Origin of the sequence: Streptomyces sp. NPDC096205 (assembly GCF_044763135.1) — a bacterium.
Lineage (GTDB): Bacteria > Actinomycetota > Actinomycetes > Streptomycetales > Streptomycetaceae > Streptomyces.
This window is the reverse complement of the sequence record NZ_JBIWFS010000003.1, coordinates 340,285-356,083: the sequence shown is the minus strand read 5'-3', so window position 1 is coordinate 356,083 and position 15,799 is coordinate 340,285. Positions and strand designations below refer to the sequence as shown.

Below are 15,799 nucleotides of genomic sequence, written 5' to 3'. Positions count from 1 at the left end.
CGCCGGCGGATTCACCGGCGGACTCGGCGGGCGCGTTCTCGGTCACCCCCCGAGTATGCGGGCGCACCAGGGCCTGCGGAAACGGCGACCGACCCGCGATACGGCAGGGGCACGCCGGGCCGTGGTGGCCGGGCGTGCCCCTGCTTCGCTGCTCGCGTGCTCCTGCTTCTCTTCTCAGAGGGTGCGCAGCAGCACCGCCGGTTGTTCGACGCAGTCCGCCACGTAGCGCAGGAAGCCGCCGGCCGTGCCGCCGTCACACACGCGGTGGTCGAAGGTGAGCGAGAGCTGCACGACCTGTCGCACCGCCAGTTCGCCCTCGTGCACCCATGGCTTGGGGACGATGCGGCCGACGCCGAGCATGGCGGCCTCGGGGTGGTTGATGATCGGCGTGGAGCCGTCGACGCCGAACACGCCGTAGTTGTTCAGCGTGAAGGTGCCGCCGGTCAGGTCCGCGGGCGTGAGCGTCCCGGTGCGCGCGGCCTCGGTGAGCCGGGCGAACTCCGCGGACAGCCCCTCGGCGTCCCGTGCGTGCGCGTCGCGGACGACCGGGACGACCAGTCCGCGCTCGGTCTGCGCGGCGAACCCGAGGTGGACGTGGTCCAGCCGGACGATCTCCCGGGCCTCCAGGTCGACGGTGGAGTTGAGCTCGGGGAACCGGGCGAGCGCGGCCGTGCAGATCCGGGCCAGCAGGGCGAGCAGGGAGATCTTCGGCCCGCCGGCCGCGTTCATCGCGGTGCGCGCCCGCATCAGCTCCGTGGCGTCCGCGTCCACCCAGCAGGTCGCGTCCGGTATCTCGCGCCGGCTGCGCGAGAGCTTGTCGGCGACGGCACCGCGCACGCCCTTGAGGGGCACACGGACCTCGCCGTGCGCGACGGCGGAGGAGCGGATCGGGGCCGCGGGGGAGGCCGGGGTCGCGCCTGCCGTGGGTGTCGCGGCCACGCCCGGGTGCGGCTCGGCCGTCGGCCGGGTGGTGCGGCCCTGCGCGGCGGCGGCCTGGAGCGCGTACTCCACGTCCGCGCGCAGGATCAGGCCCTCGGGGCCGGAGCCGTGCAGCTCCCGCAGGTCCAGGCCGTTCTCCCGGGCCAGCCGCCGTACGAGGGGCGAGATCACCGGGACGGGGCCCTCGGGGGCCTCCGCGGCGAAGGTCCCGCCGCCGACGGACCCCGGAGCCTCGTGTGCGGGAGCCTCCGCCTCGGCGGGTGTCTGCCGCCCGGCGCCCAGGCCGTTGGCGGAGCCCGGCGCCGTGGGGGCCGGCCGTACCGCGCGGGCCCTGCGGCGGGCGGGACCCTCGGAGGTGCCGTAGCCCACGAGGACATTGCCCGAGCCTTCGCCCGAGTCACGGCCCGACGCGGCGGCGTCCTCGTCCGGTGCCCCGGCCGCGCCGCCGGAGGCGTCCGCGCCGACGGCGACCGTCAGCAGGGGTGCGCCGACGGGCAGTTCGGTGCCCTCCTCGCCGAAGCGGGCGGTGACCACGCCGCCGTAGGGGCAGGGCACCTCGACCATCGCCTTGGCCGTCTCGACCTCGACGACCGGCTGGTCGATGGCGACGACGTCACCGACCTGCACCAGCCAGCGCACGATCTCCGCCTCGGTGAGCCCCTCCCCGAGGTCGGGGAGCTTGAACTCCAGCACCTGTGCCATCAGCTCTCGGCCTCCCATTGCAGACGCGCCACGGCGTCCAGGATCCGGTCGACGCCGGGCAGGTGGTGCTTCTCCAGCATCGGCGGCGGATAGGGGATGTCGAACCCGGCCACGCGCAGCACCGGTGCCTCCAGATGGTGGAAGCAGCGCTCCGTGACCCGGGACGCGATCTCCCCGCCCGGTCCGCCGAACCCGCCCGACTCGTGCACGACGACCGCCCGTCCGGTCCGCCGCACCGAGGCGCAGACCGTCTCGTCGTCGAACGGCACCAGGGAGCGCAGGTCGACGACTTCGAGGTCCCACCCCTCGGCCCGGGCCGCCTCGGCGGCTTCGAGGCACACGGGCACGGACGGACCGTACGTGATGAGTGTGGCGCTCCGGCCCGAGCGCCGCACCACCGCGCGGCCTATCGGCTCAACGCTCTGCGGCTCCTCAGGGTTCCAGGAGTCCTTCGACCAGTACAGCCGCTTGGGCTCCAGGAAGACGACCGGGTCGTCGGAGGCGATGGCGGCGCGCAGCAGGCCGTAGGCGTCGGCGACGGTGGCGGGCGTGACGACATGGAGCCCCGGAGTCGCCATGTAGTACGCCTCGGAGGCGTCGCTGTGGTGCTCGACGCCTCCGATGCCGCCGCCGTAGGGGACGCGGATGGTGATGGGCAGGGGCATCCTGCCGCGGGTGCGGTTGCGCATCTTCGCCACGTGCGACAGAAGCTGCTCGAACGCCGGGTAGGCGAAGGCGTCGAACTGCATCTCCACGACCGGGCGCAGGCCGTACATGGCCATGCCGACGGCCGTGCCGAGGATGCCGGCCTCGGCGAGCGGGGTGTCGGTGCAGCGGTCCTCGCCGAACTCCTTGGCGAGACCGTCGGTGACGCGGAAGACGCCGCCGAGTGTGCCGACGTCCTCGCCCATGACGTGCACGGCCGGGTCGGCGGCCATGGCGTCGCGCATCGCGCGCGTGAGGGCCTGCGCCATGGTGGCGGGCTTCACGGCGACGGTGGTCATGACTGCGCACCTTCCTGGGTGTCCTCGGCGTCGAACTCCGCCTGCAACTGGGCCTGCTGCTCCCGCAGTTGCGCGGTGGGCTCGGCGTAGACGTGGGCGAACAGGTCCATCGGGTCGAGGACCGGGTCCTGGTTCATGCGCTCGCGCAGGGCGGCGGCCATGATCTCGGCGTCCTCGCGCGCGGCCTGGATCGCCTGCTCGTCGAGGAGGCCGCGCTCGGTCAGCTCGCGTTCGAGGAGCAGGATCGGGTCATGGTCGCGCCAGGTCTCGACCTCGGAGTCACCCCGGTAGCGGGTGGCGTCGTCGGCGTTGGTGTGCGCGTCGATGCGGTACGTCACCGCCTCGACGAGCGTCGGGCCGCCGCCCGCGCGGGCGTGGCGGACGGCGTCGGAGAGGACCTCGTGCACCGCGGCCGCGTCGTTGCCGTCGACCAGGCGGCCCGGCATGCCGTACCCGACGGCCTTGTGGGCCAGGGAGGGGGCGGCGGTCTGCTTGGCGAGCGGGACGGAGATGGCGAAGCCGTTGTTCTGCACGAGGAAGACGACCGGGGCATGCCATACGGCGGCGAAGTTCAGCGCCTCGTGGAAGTCGCCCTCGCTGGTGCCGCCGTCGCCTACCAGGGCGAGCGCCACGACGTCGTCGCCCTTGAGGCGGGCGGCATGCGCCAGGCCGACCGCGTGCGGCAGCTGGGTGGCGAGCGGGGTGCACAGGGGGGCCACGCGGTGCTCGTGCGGGTCGTAGCCGGTGTGCCAGTCGCCGCGCAGCAGCGTGAGCGCCTCGACCGGGTCGACCCCACGGGCCACGGCGGCGAGGGTGTCGCGGTAGCTGGGGAAGAGCCAGTCACGGTCCTCCAGAGCCAAGGCCGCCGCGACCTCGCAGGCCTCCTGGCCGGTGCTGGAGGGGTACACGGCGAGGCGGCCCTGCTTGGTCAGGGCGGTGGCCTGCGCGTTGTACCGGCGGCCGCGCACCAGCTCGGCGTACAGCCGGCGCAGCAGTTCCGGGTCGGCCTTGGCGGCCGCGTCCGTGCCGAGGACGCGGTACGGCTCCGGGTCGGGCAGCAGCGGCGCGGGGTCGGTACGGGGCTGCCAGGCGGGCGGCGGCGATGGCCGATACGCGCCACGCTGCTCCATGACCGTCATGACGGCACCTCCTCGTGGGAGCGGCTTGCGGCGCAGCGTCTGTGATGCGCCTCACCTACCGATTGTTCGGTCGCCGGCACATTTTGGCTACAGGCACCCTCAGGCTGTGGACAAACGGTTCTCCACAGCCTCTGATGGACGCAGTACGTCCATGGTAGGGAGGCGGGGGGACATGGCACCTGAACAAATGGCCGCCGGGCCGGACGCCGGGGCTGCGCCGCCGCAGCCGCGTCCGCTGGACGCCATCGATCAGGACATCATCCGCATGCTCCAGTCCGACGGGCGTGCCTCGATACGGTCCGTGGCCGAGCGGGTGCACGTCTCGCGGGCCAACGCCTACGCCCGTATCAACCGTCTCGTCGAGGACGGCGTCATCCGCGGCTTCGGAGCCCGCGTCAACCACGAGCGCGCGGGCCAGGGCACCTCGGCGTACATCACCCTGAAGATCGTCCAGAACTCCTGGCGCACGGTGCGCGAGCAACTGCGCAGGCTGCCCGGCGCCGCCCATATCGCGCTGGTGGGCGGTGACTTCGACGTCCTGCTGCTGGTGCATGTCTCCGACAACCGCGCGCTGCGCGAGCTGGTGCTGACCCGGCTGCAGGCCATCCCGGAGGTGCTCAGCAGCCGCACGCTGCTGGTGTTCGAGGAGGAGGACCTCGAACCGCAGAACTGACCGCCCGCGCGGGCGCTCAGTTCGCCGTCAGCGCCACGCCCAGCGCCAGTGCGAACAGCACGGGCAGCAGCGCACAGCCGAGGCCGGCACCGGCGGCCAGCATCCGCGGCGCCCGCAGCGACCGGCGGTGCGGCAGCAGCCAGGCGAGGGCGAGCAGGCCGGCAGCCCAGTAGAGGATGCCCCCGAAGGCCCCGGCGCCGTCCTCGGACCGGAACCAGACGTACTCGAGCCCCAGGCACGGCAGGCCGAACGCGGACGCCACGAGCGGCGTCCGCCACCAGGTGGGGTGGGCCGTGCCCGGTCGCGCGGCAGGGGGAGACATGTCGTCGTGCGGCATGCTCCCAGCCCATCACCCTCGGGCGGGGCGGGGCATCGGGTGCCGTACTCAAGGCGCCCACGCGCGCGTACTCAGTCCGCGTGCCGCAGGCCTCCGGTCACCAGCCGGACCACCGCGTCGGCCACTTCGCGCTCGTTCATGCCGCGGCCGTCGGGGCGGTACCACTCGACGATCGAGTTGATCATCCCGAAGACCAGCCGGGTGGCGAGCCGCACCTCCACGTCGTCGCGTACGTCGCCGTCGGCGGCGGCCGCCTTCAGCAGCTCGGCGACCCTGTGGTCGAACTCGCGGCGCCGCTCCAGCGCCCAGCGCTCGGTGGCGGTGTTGCCGCGCACCCGCAGCAGCAGCGTCACATAGGGCAGTTCGGCTATCAGCACCTCGACCATGCGCCGTACGACGTACTCCAGACGGCCGGCGGCGCGCCCCACGCGCGCGTGCTCCTCGTCGAGGATTCCGAAGAGCCCGTCGAGCGCGCGGCTGACGGCACGGCGCAGCAGCTCCTCCTTGCCGGCGACATGGTGGTAGATCGACGACTTGGAGATACCGGCCGCCTTGGACAGGTGCTCCATGGACGTGCCGTCGTAGCCGCGCTCGTTGAAGACCTGGACGGCGACGGAGAGCAGCGTCTCGGGGGTGTACGTGTCGCGCTTGGCGGTGGTCATGAGGTGCTGCCCTCCCGCTTGTCGGAGGCGTACGCGTGGCGGTACAGCGCCAGGGACGGCGCGTAGCGGCCGGAGGGGTCGCGCAGGTGCAGGTCGTCGAGCAGGGCGTAGGCCCAGTTCCGGCCGAGCCTGCGGCTCCACTCGAAGGGCCCGAGCGGGTAGTTGACGCCCAGCCGCATCGCGGTGTCGACGTCCTCCTCGGTGGCCACGCCCTTGGCGACGGCGTCGTGCGCGAGGTCGACGATCCGGGCGACCGTGCGGGCGACGATCATGCCGGGGACGTCCCCGATGACGCTGACCTTCTTGCCGAGCGCCTGGAACAGTCCGATGGCCTCGGCGAGGGTCTTCGCGGAGGTGTCCTGGGAGGCGGACAGCGCGATCCGGCCGGCCCTGCGGTAGTCCAGGGCGAGGTCGAAGTAGACGACGTCCCGGAACTCCACCGAGGTCTGGCCGTCGGCGAGCGCGAGCTGGCCGCCGCCGGGCAGCACCAGGCGCGTGCCGTGGTCCTCCTCCTCTTCGCGGACCTGGATGCCCGCCTCGCGGATCATCGCGAGCAGTTCGGAGGCGGGGCCCAGATCGCCCTCGGCGACGACGTAGGCGGGCGGCTGCGCCGGCTCGGCCGTGTGCGGTTCGGGGCGCTCGGCACCTTCGGCGTGGTCGTACCAGCCGTGGCCGCTCTTGCGCCCGAGGCGGCCGGACTCCACCAGGCGCCGCTGGGCGAGCGAGGGCGTGAAGCGCACGTCCTGGAAGAAGGACTGCCACACCGAGTGCGTGACCGATTCGTTGACGTCCTGCCCGATCAGGTCGGTGAGCTCGAACGCGCCCATCTTGAAGCCGCCCGACTCGCGCAGGACGGCGTCGATGGTGGCCGGGTCGGCGCCCTGGGCCTCGTAGACGGCGAAGGCCTCGGCGTAGAAGGGCCGGGCGATGCGGTTGACGATGAAACCGGGGGTGTCGGCGCAGGCGACCGGGATCTTGCCCCAGGCGCGGGCCATCTCGTACGCGCGCGTGGCGGAGGTGACGTCGGTGGCGAAGCCGGAGACGACCTCGACCAGCGGCAGCAGCGGGGCGGGGTTGAAGAAGTGCAGGCCGACGAAACGGCCGGGGTTGCGCAGGGCGCCGCCGATGGCGGTGACGGACAGGGACGAGGTGTTGGTCGCGAGCAGGCAGTCGTCGGCGACGACGTCCTCCAGCGCGCGGAACAGCTCCTGCTTGACGTCGAGCCGCTCCATGATCGCCTCGACGACCAGCGAGCAGTCGGCGAGGCCGGCGATGTCCTCCACGGGCTCCAGGCGCGCCCGGGCGGTGTCCCGGTCGGCGGCGGTGAGCCGGTCCTTCTCGACGAGCCGGTCGAGGCGGGCGCCGATCGCGTCGGCCGCCTCACGGGCACGGCCGGGCGCGGCGTCGTACAGGCGCACGGTGTGGCCCGCGAGGAGCGCGACCTGGGCGATGCCCTGGCCCATGGTGCCGGTGCCGACGACTGCCACGGGGCTGCTGAGGTCGAGTGCTGTCATGTGCGCGATCCTCCCGCACGGGGTTTTCCACAGATGCGGCGGACCCCCTTGAACCGACCGATCGTTCGGTTACTCTAACTCTGACTGCCTGAACCTGCCCATGTTTCTGCCAGGTCAACGAGCTCAAGGACGAGCTCAGGAACGAGGAGTTGGTCTCTCATGGCCGCCGAGCCCACAGCGCAGCAGCTGATCGCCCAGCACCGGCCCACGCTGGACCAGGCCCTGGAAGCGATCCGCACGCGCGCGTACTGGTCCCCGCACCCCGAGCACCCCAAGGCGTACGGCGAGAACGGCAGCCTGGACGCGGCCGCGGGCAAGGCCGCCTTCGACGCCCTCCTCGGCACCCGCCTCGACCTCGGCCAGCCCGGCACCGACGACTGGGTGGGCCGCGAGACCTCGCCGTACGGCATCGAGCTGGGCGTCACCTACCCGCACGCGGACCTCGACGTGCTGCTGCCCGCCATGAAGGCCGGACAGCGCGCCTGGCGCGACGCGGGCGCGGAGCTGCGCGCCGTGGTCTGCGTCGAGATCCTCAAGCGGATCAGCGACCGGACGCACGAATTCGCGCACGCGGTCATGCACACCTCCGGCCAGGCCTTCATGATGGCGTTCCAGGCGGGCGGCCCGCACGCCCAGGACCGCGGCCTGGAAGCGGTGGCGTACGCGTACGCCGAGCAGGTGCGCACCCCCGACAACGCCGAGTGGACCAAGCCGCAGGGCAAGCGCGACCCGCTCGCGCTCACCAAGCGGTTCACGCCCGTCCCGCGCGGCATCGGCCTGGTCATCGGGTGCAACACCTTCCCGACCTGGAACGGCTACCCGGGCCTGTTCGCCTCCCTGGCCACCGGCAACGCCGTCCTGGTCAAGCCCCACCCGCGCGCGGTGCTGCCGCTCGCGCTGACCGTGCAGGTCGCGCGCGATGTGCTCAGCGAGGCCGGCTTCGACCCGAACCTGGTCGCGCTGGCCGCCGAGCGCCCCGGCGAGGGCATCGCCAAGACGCTCGCCACCCGCCCCGAGATCCGGATCATCGACTACACCGGCTCCACCGGCTTCGGCGACTGGCTGGAGGCCAACGCCCGCCAGGCGCAGGTCTACACCGAGAAGGCCGGCGTCAACACGGTGATCGTCGACTCCACCGACGACTACAAGGGCATGCTGTCCAACCTGGCCTTCTCGCTGTCGCTGTACAGCGGCCAGATGTGCACCACCCCGCAGAACCTGCTGATCCCGCGCGAGGGCATCCGCACCGACGAGGGCTCCAAGACCTTCGACGAGGTCGCCGCCGACCTCGCCCGCGCGGTCGACGGACTGCTCGGCGACGACGCCCGCGCGAACGCGCTGCTCGGCGCCATCGTCAACCCGGACGTCAAGAGCCGTCTGGAGGCCGCAGCCGGGCTCGGCGAGGTCGCGCTGGCCTCCCGCGAGGTCGCCAACCCGGAGTTCCCGGACGCGGTCGTGCGCACGCCCGTGATGGTCAAGCTGGACGGCGCCAAGCCGGACGACGAGGCCGCCTACATGAGCGAGTGCTTCGGGCCGGTCTCCTTCGCCGTCGCCGTCGACTCGGCCGCCGACGCGGTGGAGCTGCTGCGGCGCACCGTGCGGGAGAAGGGCGCGATGACCGTCGGGGCGTACACCACCGACCCCGAGGTCGAGCAGGCCGTGCAGGAGGTGTGCCTGGAGGAGGCCGCGCAGCTGTCGCTGAACCTCACGGGCGGGGTGTACGTCAACCAGACGGCCGCGTTCTCCGACTTCCACGGCTCCGGGGGCAACCCGGCGGCGAACGCCGCTCTGTGTGACGGCGCGTTCGTGGCCAACCGGTTCCGGGTGGTCGAGGTGCGCCGGGAGGCCTGAGAGCTCGGGTGGCCAGGGGATTGCGCGGCTGCCGGCTCGTCGTGGCTTGTCGCGCAGTTCCCCGTCCCCCTAAGGGGCGCTCACCGAGCCTGCGCTCCAGTGGTACAGGGTCATCGCCACACTCGTCGCCAGGTTGTAGCTGGAGACCTGGGGGCGCATCGGCAGGGACACCAGGTGGTCGGCACGCGCGCGTAGCTCGGCGGAGAGCCCGCTGCGCTCGGAGCCGAAGGCGAGGACGGCGTCGTCCGGGAGCTTCACGCCCCGGATGTCGTCGCCCTCCGGGTCGAGCGCGAAGACGGGCCCGAAGGGCAGGTCGGCCACCTCCAGGCGCTCCACGGCGGTCGCGAAGTGCAGGCCCGCGCCGCCGCGCACCACCGTGGGGTGCCAGGGGTCGAGGGTGCCCGTGGTGACGACGCCCGTCGCGCCGAAACCGGCGGCCAGCCGGATCACCGCGCCCGCGTTGCCGAGGTTGCGCGGATGGTCGAGCACCACGACGGGGGCGGTGCGCGGCGAACGCGCGAGCCGCGCGAGGCTTGCCGCACGGGAGGGCCGTACCGCCAGGGCGGCCACCGCCGTGGGGTGCGGGCGCGGCACCAGCGACGCGTACACCGCGTGCTCCACCTCGGTCAGCAGCCCCTCCAGCGCCGGACGTACGTCGGGAGCCAGCTCGTCGGCCAGGGCGAGCGTGGCGGCCCGGTCGGCGGTGACCGCGACGGGCACCTCGGCGCCGAAGCGCAGGGCGTGCTTGAGGGCGTGGAAGCCGTCGAGCAGGACGGTGTCCTCACCGGCCAGGCGGTGCCAGGCGGCCACGGGGTCGTTCATGCCGTGAAGCCTACGTGCGCGTGCCGCCCGCGGGGGCCGGGTGTTCCGGCACCGGCTCGGCGGGCCGGTCGGGCGGCGGCCCGGCGTTCCCCGTACGCCGGAACAGCCGGCCACGCGCGCGTGCCGCGAGGGCGCCGAGGCGGCGCAGGAAGGTGGTCGGCAGGAAGACGGCGTCCGCCGCGATCATGGCCAGTGAGAAGAACGGCAGGCCGAGCACCACGGCGATCACGGCGTGCTCGGTGATCATCAGGGCGAGCAGCGCGTTCTTGAGCCGCCGGTTGAGCAGCGTGAACGGGAAGGCGACCTGCACCAGCACGGTCCCGTACGTCACGAGCATCACCAGGGTGCCGCTCGACGACATCAGGTCGCCCAGAGCGGGCCAGGGCGAGAAGTAGTCGAGGTGGAGCGGGTAGTAGACGGCCGTGCCGTCCTGCCAGCGCGAGCCCTGGATCTTGTACCAGCCGGCCGTGGCGTAGATCAGACACGCCTCGACCATGATCACCAGCAGGGCGGCGTTGTGCAGGATGTTCGCCACCACGTCGAGCAGGATGCGCGGCTGGGCGCTCCTGGCCCGGTGGCCGACCAGCCACCACAGGCCCTGCACGGCCCAGGCGGACCAGAGCAGGGCGGGCACCATGCCGGGCCCGTTGAGCGCCGACACCAGGAACGTCCACACCAGCTCCGGGGCGCTCGCGCCGCCCGACTCGGTCGCCTTCAGCATCCAGTCCTCGCCGAGCTTCCCGGCGAGGGTCGAGGCGACGAGCACCAGCCCGGACACGCCCCACAGCACCGGCCCGGCCCGGTCCGCCACCCACTCGCCACGCGCGCGTGCCGCGGCGGTACGGCGCTCCCGGCGCGCGTCCAGCGACCACACCTGGCCGCAGCGCGTGAAGACCAGGTAGACGCTCATCAGGTGCAGGACGTTGTCGCCGCCGTCGCCCATGAGGACGCTGCGGTTCTGCAGGGACAGCACGCCGACCATGAACAGCACGGACATGGTGCGGGTGCGCCAGCCCAGCATCAGCAGGACCGCGGAGAGGGCGGCGAGCAGATAGACGGACTCGAACCAGACGCCGCCGTCCGACCACATCAGGACGGTGAAGGCGTGGTTGAGGTCGATCAGCTGCCGCCCGAGGTCCCAGCTCCACGGGCCGTCGGGGCCGTACAGCTCGTGGCGGTGCGGGAACTCGCGCAGCAGGAACAGCAGCCAGGTCGCGGCGAAGCCGATGCGGATGACGGCGGTCTGGTAGGGGCCGAGGGCCGCCTCGGTGACGCGGGCGATCGCGCCGGAGACCGCGAGGGAGAACCGGTTCATCCCGTGACCCCCTCGGCCTCGTCCGCCGACACCGTCCACCAGGGCAGCACCCGGTGCATCGGCTTCAGCGACACCTTCTCCTCGCTCCATTTCGGCGGGGGCACGTTGGTCGTGAGGGAGCGCAGCTGGACCATCTCCACGGTCCCGCCCGGGCCGACCGCGCCGGCCCGGTCCAGGCGCAGCACCGCGATACGGCGCAGATACGACTCGGCGAGCATGCCGCGCTCGCCCGAGGGGCGGTTGTCGGCGTCATGCGTGCCCAGGAAGAAGTCCCAGGCCCGGCGCAGCTCGTTCTGCTGCGTGTGGCTCGGCAGCGGGTTGCCGTCGAGCGCCCGGCCGTCCTGGGCCGACAGGTCCTGCCAGTCGGTGCTCCGGCGCTCCCCGTTCGCCGTCCGGATCTGGGCCCTGACCTGCACGGTGATGTTCTGCTGGAGCGGGTTCGGCGCGAAGAGCTTCCAGTTCTGCTCGAACTCCGGGTACACCCATTCGTCGATGACCTCCGCATGCTTCTTCGACACCGTGTTCGACGGCGCGACATGCAGGAACACCATCCCCAGATGGACACACACCCCGACCGCCACCACAGCGAGCGCCGACGCGACCCCGACCTGATACCTCGGCGACAGCGCGGCGACCCCGGTACGCCGCCCCTCCCGGGGACCGGGCACGCCGGGCACCGGGGGGCCGGGGGCGAAGAGGGGCTCGGCCACGAGGCGGGTCGGTGGGGTGGGGGCGTCATCGGCGGTTGCGTCACGCGGGTCGGCGGGCCCGGTCGCGCTCGTGGAAGCGCCCTCCAGGTCGGCGGACCCGGTCGCGCTCGTGGAAGCGCCCTCCAGGTGGGCGGACCCGGTCCCCGCAGGACGCGTCTGCGCGGGGTCCGTCGAGGACGGTTCGGCATGGGTGTGCCCGGTGGGGTCCGCGTCCTTCGCCCCGTGCGCGTCCATAACGACCCGATTCCCCGATGCCCTAGTGCCCTGCCTGCGGTCCGGCCGGTCCGGCGGGACACGGTACTCAGGACCACCCGTCCGGCACAGCCCCCGCAGTGCGGCCACGGCCGGCCGGTTATCCACAACGGTTGACACCTTACGGCGCCCGTCCCACCATGGAATCGCACGGACCGAACGATCGGTCGGGAGAAGCTCCGCGCAGAGCCCATGGTCGAGGGGGACCTCATGGCGACAGCAGCCGCGCACCAGACGGCCCGTACACCGGCGCACCACGCGCCGGACGGCACCGAAGCCACCGAGGCGTACCAGCGTGTCTTCGACGCCGCCGTCGCCGACGACGAGCGCATCGAGCCGCGTGACTGGATGCCGGACGCCTACCGCGAGACGCTCGTACGGCAGATCGCGCAGCACGCCCACTCCGAGATCATCGGCATGCAGCCGGAGGCCAACTGGATCACGCGCGCGCCCTCGCTGCGCCGCAAGGCGATCCTCATGGCCAAGGTCCAGGACGAGGCGGGTCACGGGCTGTATCTGTACAGCGCGGCCGAAACGCTCGGCACCAGCCGCGACGAGCTGCTCGACAAGCTCCACAGCGGCCGCCAGAAGTACTCCTCGATCTTCAACTACCCCACCCTGACCTGGGCGGACGTCGGCGCGATCGGCTGGCTGGTGGACGGCGCCGCGATCACCAACCAGGTGCCGCTGTGCCGCTGCTCCTACGGACCGTACGCCCGCGCGATGGTCCGTGTCTGCAAGGAGGAGTCCTTCCACCAGCGCCAGGGCTACGAGCTGCTGCTAGCCCTCAGCAACGGCACGCCCGAGCAGCACGAGATGGCCCAGGACGCGGTGAACCGCTGGTGGTGGCCGTCGCTGATGATGTTCGGCCCGCCCGACGACGAGTCGCAGCACTCGGCGCAGTCGATGGCCTGGAAGATCAAGCGCCACTCCAACGACGAGCTGCGCCAGCGCTTCGTCGACATCTGCGTCCCGCAGGCGAAGTCCCTGGGCCTGACCCTGCCCGACCCGGACCTGAAGTGGAACGAGGAGCGGGGACACCACGACTTCGGGGTGATCGACTGGACGGAGTTCTGGGAGGTCCTCAAGGGCAACGGCCCGTGCAACGAACAGCGGATCGATCAGCGCAGGCGGGCCCACGAGGAGGGCGCGTGGGTGCGTGAGGCGGCCGCGGCCTACGCGGACAAGCACGCCGGCGGAAACGGAGAGGCGCGAGCATGACCACCAACGACTGGCCCCTGTGGGAGGTCTTCGTCCGCTCGCGGCGCGGACTCTCCCACACCCACGCCGGCAGCCTGCACGCGCCGGACGCGGAGTTCGCCCTGCGCAACGCCCGCGATCTGTACACCCGGCGCGGCGAGGGCGTCTCCCTCTGGGTGGTGCCCTCTTCCGCGATCACCGCGTCCTCGCCGGACGAGAAGGACCCGTTCTTCGAGCCGGCCGCCGACAAGCCGTACCGGCATCCCACGTTCTACGACATCCCGGAGGGGGTGAAGCACCTGTGACCGCCACCGTGCCCCTGACGGCCGCGCTCGCCCTCGGCGACGACGCGCTGGTGCTCTCCCACCGCCTCGGCGAGGGCATCGGCCACGCCCCCGTCCTGGAGGAGGAGGTCGCCCTCGCCAACATCGCGCTCGACCTGCTGGGCCAGGCCCGGGTCCTGCTGTCGATGGCCGGTGACGAGGACGAGCTGGCGTATCTGCGCGAGGAGCGCGCCTTCCGCAACCTCCAGCTGGTGGAGCAGCCCAATGGCGACTTCGCCCACACCATCGCCCGCCAGCTGTACTTCTCGGTCTACCAGCACCTGCTGTACGCCGAACTGGCCGCGGGCGACGGCCCGTTCGCGCCGCTCGCCGCCAAGGCCGTCAAGGAGGTCGCCTACCACCGCGACCACGCCGAGCAGTGGACGCTGCGCCTGGGCGACGGCACCGAGGTCAGCCATGAGCGCATGCAGCGGGCCTGCGACGCGCTGTGGCGGTTCACCGGGGAGATGTTCCGGCCGATCGAGGGCCTGGACGTGGACGGCGCGGCCCTGGAGGCCGCCTGGCTCACCGCCGTCGAGGGCGTGCTGCGGCGGGCGACCCTGACCGTCCCCGAGGGGCCGCGCACCGGCGCCTGGGCGGCCGGGGCCGGCCGGGAGGGCCTGCACACCGAGTCGTTCGGGCGGATGCTCGCCGAGATGCAGCATCTGCACCGCAGCCACCCGGGGGCGTCATGGTGACCGTCACCCCGCTGGAGGCCGAACTCCTCGCCGTCGCCGGGTCGGTGCCCGACCCCGAGCTCCCGGTGCTCACCCTGGAGGAGCTGGGCGTGCTGCGTGCGGTGCACGTACGGGGCGCGGACGCGGTCGAGGTCGAGCTGACCCCGACGTACACCGGATGCCCCGCCCTGGAGACGATGTCGGCGGACATCGAGCGGGCACTGCACGAGCACGGGATGCGCGAGGTCACCGTCCGCACCGTGCTGTCGCCCGCCTGGTCCACCGACGACATATCGGCCGAAGGCCGCCGCAAGCTGCGGGAGTTCGGCATCGCGCCCCCGCGCGTACGGCAGGACACCGGACCGGTGACGGTGGCCCTCGGTCCCACCCGCACGACCGCGTCGGCGCCCGCGCCCGCGTCGGCCGCGACGGGGCCGGAGCTCGACCCGATCCGCTGCCCGCACTGCGGCTCCGCCGACACCGAGCTGCTCACCCGCTTCTCCTCCACGGCGTGCAAGGCCCTGCGCCGCTGTCTGTCCTGCCGTGAACCCTTCGACCACTTCAAGGAGTTGTGATGGCGCGCTTCCACACGCTCCCGGTGGCCGCGGTCGACCGGCTCACCGACGACTCCGTCGCGCTCACCTTCGCCGTGCCCCCGGAGCTGCGCGAGGCCTACCGGTACGTGCCCGGACAGCATCTGGCGCTGCGCCGGGTGGTCGACGGCGTCGAGGTCCGGCGGACGTACTCGATCTGCGCGCCCGCGCCCGACCCCGGCGACGACGGCCCCCGCACCCTGCGGGTCGGCGTGCGCCTGGTGGACGGCGGCGCCTTCTCGACGTACGCGCTGAAGGAGGTGAACATCGGCGACGAGCTGGAGGTGATGACTCCGGCGGGCCGTTTCACCCTCGATCCGGCGCCCGGGATGTACGCGGCGGTCGTCGGCGGCAGTGGGATCACCCCCGTGCTGTCGATCGTCTCGACGCTGCTGGCGCGCGAGCCCGGGGCCCGGTTCTGTCTGATACGCAGCGACCGTACGGCCGCCTCGACGATGTTCCTGGAGGAGGTCGCCGACCTGAAGGACCGCTACCCGGAGCGGCTCCAGCTGGTGACGGTCCTGTCGCGGGAGGAGCAGCAGGCCGGGCTGCCCTCGGGACGGCTCGACGAGGAGCGGCTGACCGGGCTGCTGCCGGCGCTGCTGAAGGTGGACGACGTGGCGGGCTGGTTCCTGTGCGGGCCCTATGGGCTGGTGCAGGGGGCCGAGCGGGCGCTGCGCGGCCTCGGGGTGCCGCGCACCCGGATCCACGAGGAGATCTTCCATGTGGACTCCGAGGGCGCGCCCCGCTCGGCGGCCGGCGCCCCCGCGCACAGCACGGTCACCGCGCGGCTGGACGGCCGCGGCGGCACCTGGCCGGTGCAGGACGGCGAGTCGCTGCTCGACGCGGTGCTGCGCAACCGCCCCGACGCGCCCTACGCCTGCAAGGGCGGGGTCTGCGGCACCTGCCGGGCCTTCCTCGTCTCCGGCGAGGTGCGGATGGACCGCAACTTCGCGCTGGAGCCGGAGGAGACGGAGGCCGGGTATGTGCTGGCCTGCCAGTCGCATCCGGCGACGGAGAAGGTGGAGCTGGACTTCGACCGCTGACCGGAGGCCACCGGCACCACCGGCATTCCCTTCTCCTAGA

16 protein-coding genes are annotated in these 15,799 nt (G+C 72.7%); 7 read left to right on the top strand and 9 right to left on the bottom strand.

Translation table 11 applies throughout. From position 1 onward, the window contains the following. Nucleotides 1-174: 174 nt before the first annotated feature. The 3 genes from ACIQ6Y_RS13930 to pdhA are packed head-to-tail and all read right to left on the bottom strand — an operon-like array spanning nt 175 to nt 3,784. Nucleotides 175-1,641 carry a dihydrolipoamide acetyltransferase family protein gene (locus tag ACIQ6Y_RS13930; RefSeq protein WP_404037147.1) on the bottom strand — a complete coding sequence of 489 codons (1,467 nt, stop codon included), beginning with the start codon at nt 1,639-1,641 and terminating at the stop codon, nt 175-177. Then, entirely contained in the window at nt 1,641-2,645 is a 1,005-nt protein-coding gene (locus ACIQ6Y_RS13925; protein WP_404037145.1) for an alpha-ketoacid dehydrogenase subunit beta, read from the bottom strand. The genes ACIQ6Y_RS13930 and ACIQ6Y_RS13925 overlap by 1 nt, the downstream gene beginning before the upstream one ends. After that, a complete protein-coding gene (pdhA, locus tag ACIQ6Y_RS13920; protein ID WP_404037142.1) occupies nt 2,642-3,784 on the bottom strand; it encodes a pyruvate dehydrogenase (acetyl-transferring) E1 component subunit alpha in 1,143 nt (380 codons plus the stop codon). Before pdhA ends, ACIQ6Y_RS13925 begins: the two co-directional genes overlap by 4 nt. Before the next feature lie 187 nt (nt 3,785-3,971). Here pdhA and ACIQ6Y_RS13915 point away from each other — a divergent pair, with 187 nt between their 5' ends. Further along, nucleotides 3,972-4,457 (top strand): Lrp/AsnC family transcriptional regulator, encoded by a 486-nt coding sequence (locus tag ACIQ6Y_RS13915; RefSeq protein ID WP_404038333.1) that lies wholly within the window; start codon nt 3,972-3,974, stop codon nt 4,455-4,457. Between the two features lie 16 nt (nt 4,458-4,473). Here ACIQ6Y_RS13915 and ACIQ6Y_RS13910 read toward each other — a convergent pair whose 3' ends face one another. The 3 genes from ACIQ6Y_RS13910 to ACIQ6Y_RS13900 all read right to left on the bottom strand — a co-directional run bounded on the left by ACIQ6Y_RS13910 (nt 4,474) and on the right by ACIQ6Y_RS13900 (nt 6,970). Further along, a complete protein-coding gene (locus tag ACIQ6Y_RS13910; RefSeq protein WP_404037140.1) occupies nt 4,474-4,794 on the bottom strand; it encodes a hypothetical protein in 321 nt (106 codons plus the stop codon). A 71-nt stretch (nt 4,795-4,865) separates the two neighbouring features. Next, a complete protein-coding gene (locus ACIQ6Y_RS13905; protein ID WP_404037137.1) occupies nt 4,866-5,456 on the bottom strand; it encodes a TetR/AcrR family transcriptional regulator in 591 nt (196 codons plus the stop codon). Then, complete coding sequence (locus ACIQ6Y_RS13900; RefSeq protein WP_404037134.1) at nt 5,453-6,970, bottom strand: 3-hydroxyacyl-CoA dehydrogenase; 1,518 nt, start codon at nt 6,968-6,970, stop codon at nt 5,453-5,455. The genes ACIQ6Y_RS13905 and ACIQ6Y_RS13900 overlap by 4 nt, the downstream gene beginning before the upstream one ends. A gap of 159 nt (nt 6,971-7,129) precedes the next feature. On the opposite strand from ACIQ6Y_RS13900, the gene paaN reads away from it, so the two are divergent. Then, complete coding sequence (gene paaN, locus ACIQ6Y_RS13895) at nt 7,130-8,821, top strand: phenylacetic acid degradation protein PaaN (protein WP_404037131.1); 1,692 nt, start codon at nt 7,130-7,132, stop codon at nt 8,819-8,821. Nucleotides 8,822-8,890: 69 nt separating this feature from the next. Here paaN and ACIQ6Y_RS13890 read toward each other — a convergent pair whose 3' ends face one another. The 3 genes from ACIQ6Y_RS13890 to ACIQ6Y_RS13880 are packed head-to-tail and all read right to left on the bottom strand — an operon-like array spanning nt 8,891 to nt 11,902. Further along, nucleotides 8,891-9,643 (bottom strand): TrmH family RNA methyltransferase, encoded by a 753-nt coding sequence (locus tag ACIQ6Y_RS13890; protein WP_404037128.1) that lies wholly within the window; start codon nt 9,641-9,643, stop codon nt 8,891-8,893. A 10-nt stretch (nt 9,644-9,653) separates the two neighbouring features. Then, a complete protein-coding gene (locus ACIQ6Y_RS13885; RefSeq protein WP_404037125.1) occupies nt 9,654-10,958 on the bottom strand; it encodes an HTTM domain-containing protein in 1,305 nt (434 codons plus the stop codon). Continuing rightward, nucleotides 10,955-11,902 (bottom strand): DUF5819 family protein, encoded by a 948-nt coding sequence (locus ACIQ6Y_RS13880; protein ID WP_404037122.1) that lies wholly within the window; start codon nt 11,900-11,902, stop codon nt 10,955-10,957. Before ACIQ6Y_RS13880 ends, ACIQ6Y_RS13885 begins: the two co-directional genes overlap by 4 nt. Nucleotides 11,903-12,130: 228 nt before the next feature. Between ACIQ6Y_RS13880 and paaA the strand changes: the two genes are divergently transcribed. Genes paaA through ACIQ6Y_RS13855 form a run of 5 tightly spaced genes read left to right on the top strand, consistent with a single transcriptional unit; the run spans nt 12,131 to nt 15,759 of the window. Beyond that, a complete protein-coding gene (paaA, locus tag ACIQ6Y_RS13875; protein ID WP_404037119.1) occupies nt 12,131-13,141 on the top strand; it encodes a 1,2-phenylacetyl-CoA epoxidase subunit PaaA in 1,011 nt (336 codons plus the stop codon). Beyond that, nucleotides 13,138-13,425, top strand: coding sequence for a 1,2-phenylacetyl-CoA epoxidase subunit PaaB (gene paaB, locus ACIQ6Y_RS13870; RefSeq protein ID WP_404037116.1), 288 nt, complete (start codon nt 13,138-13,140; stop codon nt 13,423-13,425). The genes paaA and paaB overlap by 4 nt, the downstream gene beginning before the upstream one ends. Next, nucleotides 13,422-14,141: a 1,2-phenylacetyl-CoA epoxidase subunit PaaC gene (gene paaC / locus ACIQ6Y_RS13865; RefSeq protein ID WP_404037113.1), complete on the top strand. Its 720-nt coding sequence runs from the start codon at nt 13,422-13,424 to the stop codon at nt 14,139-14,141. The genes paaB and paaC overlap by 4 nt, the downstream gene beginning before the upstream one ends. Continuing rightward, the gene (gene paaD / locus ACIQ6Y_RS13860; RefSeq protein WP_404037111.1) at nt 14,135-14,695 is read left to right on the top strand and encodes a 1,2-phenylacetyl-CoA epoxidase subunit PaaD; all 561 of its coding nucleotides are present in this window, start codon (nt 14,135-14,137) and stop codon (nt 14,693-14,695) included. Before paaC ends, paaD begins: the two co-directional genes overlap by 7 nt. Then, on the top strand, nt 14,695-15,759 hold the full coding sequence (locus ACIQ6Y_RS13855) for a 2Fe-2S iron-sulfur cluster-binding protein (protein ID WP_404037108.1): 1,065 nt from the start codon (nt 14,695-14,697) through the stop codon (nt 15,757-15,759). Before paaD ends, ACIQ6Y_RS13855 begins: the two co-directional genes overlap by 1 nt. The last annotated feature ends 40 nt before the right edge of the window (nt 15,760-15,799 follow it).

Coding starts and splice junctions, on each gene's coding strand:
- ACIQ6Y_RS13930 (WP_404037147.1), bottom strand. CDS start 1,641: ATGGCACAGGTGCTGGAGTTCAAGCTCCCCGACCTCGGGGAGGGGCTC.
- ACIQ6Y_RS13925 (WP_404037145.1), bottom strand. CDS start 2,645: ATGACCACCGTCGCCGTGAAGCCCGCCACCATGGCGCAGGCCCTCACG.
- pdhA (WP_404037142.1), bottom strand. CDS start 3,784: ATGACGGTCATGGAGCAGCGTGGCGCGTATCGGCCATCGCCGCCGCCC.
- ACIQ6Y_RS13915 (WP_404038333.1), top strand. CDS start 3,972: ATGGCCGCCGGGCCGGACGCCGGGGCTGCGCCGCCGCAGCCGCGTCCG.
- ACIQ6Y_RS13910 (WP_404037140.1), bottom strand. CDS start 4,794: ATGCCGCACGACGACATGTCTCCCCCTGCCGCGCGACCGGGCACGGCC.
- ACIQ6Y_RS13905 (WP_404037137.1), bottom strand. CDS start 5,456: ATGACCACCGCCAAGCGCGACACGTACACCCCCGAGACGCTGCTCTCC.
- ACIQ6Y_RS13900 (WP_404037134.1), bottom strand. CDS start 6,970: ATGACAGCACTCGACCTCAGCAGCCCCGTGGCAGTCGTCGGCACCGGC.
- paaN (WP_404037131.1), top strand. CDS start 7,130: ATGGCCGCCGAGCCCACAGCGCAGCAGCTGATCGCCCAGCACCGGCCC.
- ACIQ6Y_RS13890 (WP_404037128.1), bottom strand. CDS start 9,643: ATGAACGACCCCGTGGCCGCCTGGCACCGCCTGGCCGGTGAGGACACC.
- ACIQ6Y_RS13885 (WP_404037125.1), bottom strand. CDS start 10,958: ATGAACCGGTTCTCCCTCGCGGTCTCCGGCGCGATCGCCCGCGTCACC.
- ACIQ6Y_RS13880 (WP_404037122.1), bottom strand. CDS start 11,902: ATGGACGCGCACGGGGCGAAGGACGCGGACCCCACCGGGCACACCCAT.
- paaA (WP_404037119.1), top strand. CDS start 12,131: ATGGCGACAGCAGCCGCGCACCAGACGGCCCGTACACCGGCGCACCAC.
- paaB (WP_404037116.1), top strand. CDS start 13,138: ATGACCACCAACGACTGGCCCCTGTGGGAGGTCTTCGTCCGCTCGCGG.
- paaD (WP_404037111.1), top strand. CDS start 14,135: ATGGTGACCGTCACCCCGCTGGAGGCCGAACTCCTCGCCGTCGCCGGG.
- ACIQ6Y_RS13855 (WP_404037108.1), top strand. CDS start 14,695: ATGGCGCGCTTCCACACGCTCCCGGTGGCCGCGGTCGACCGGCTCACC.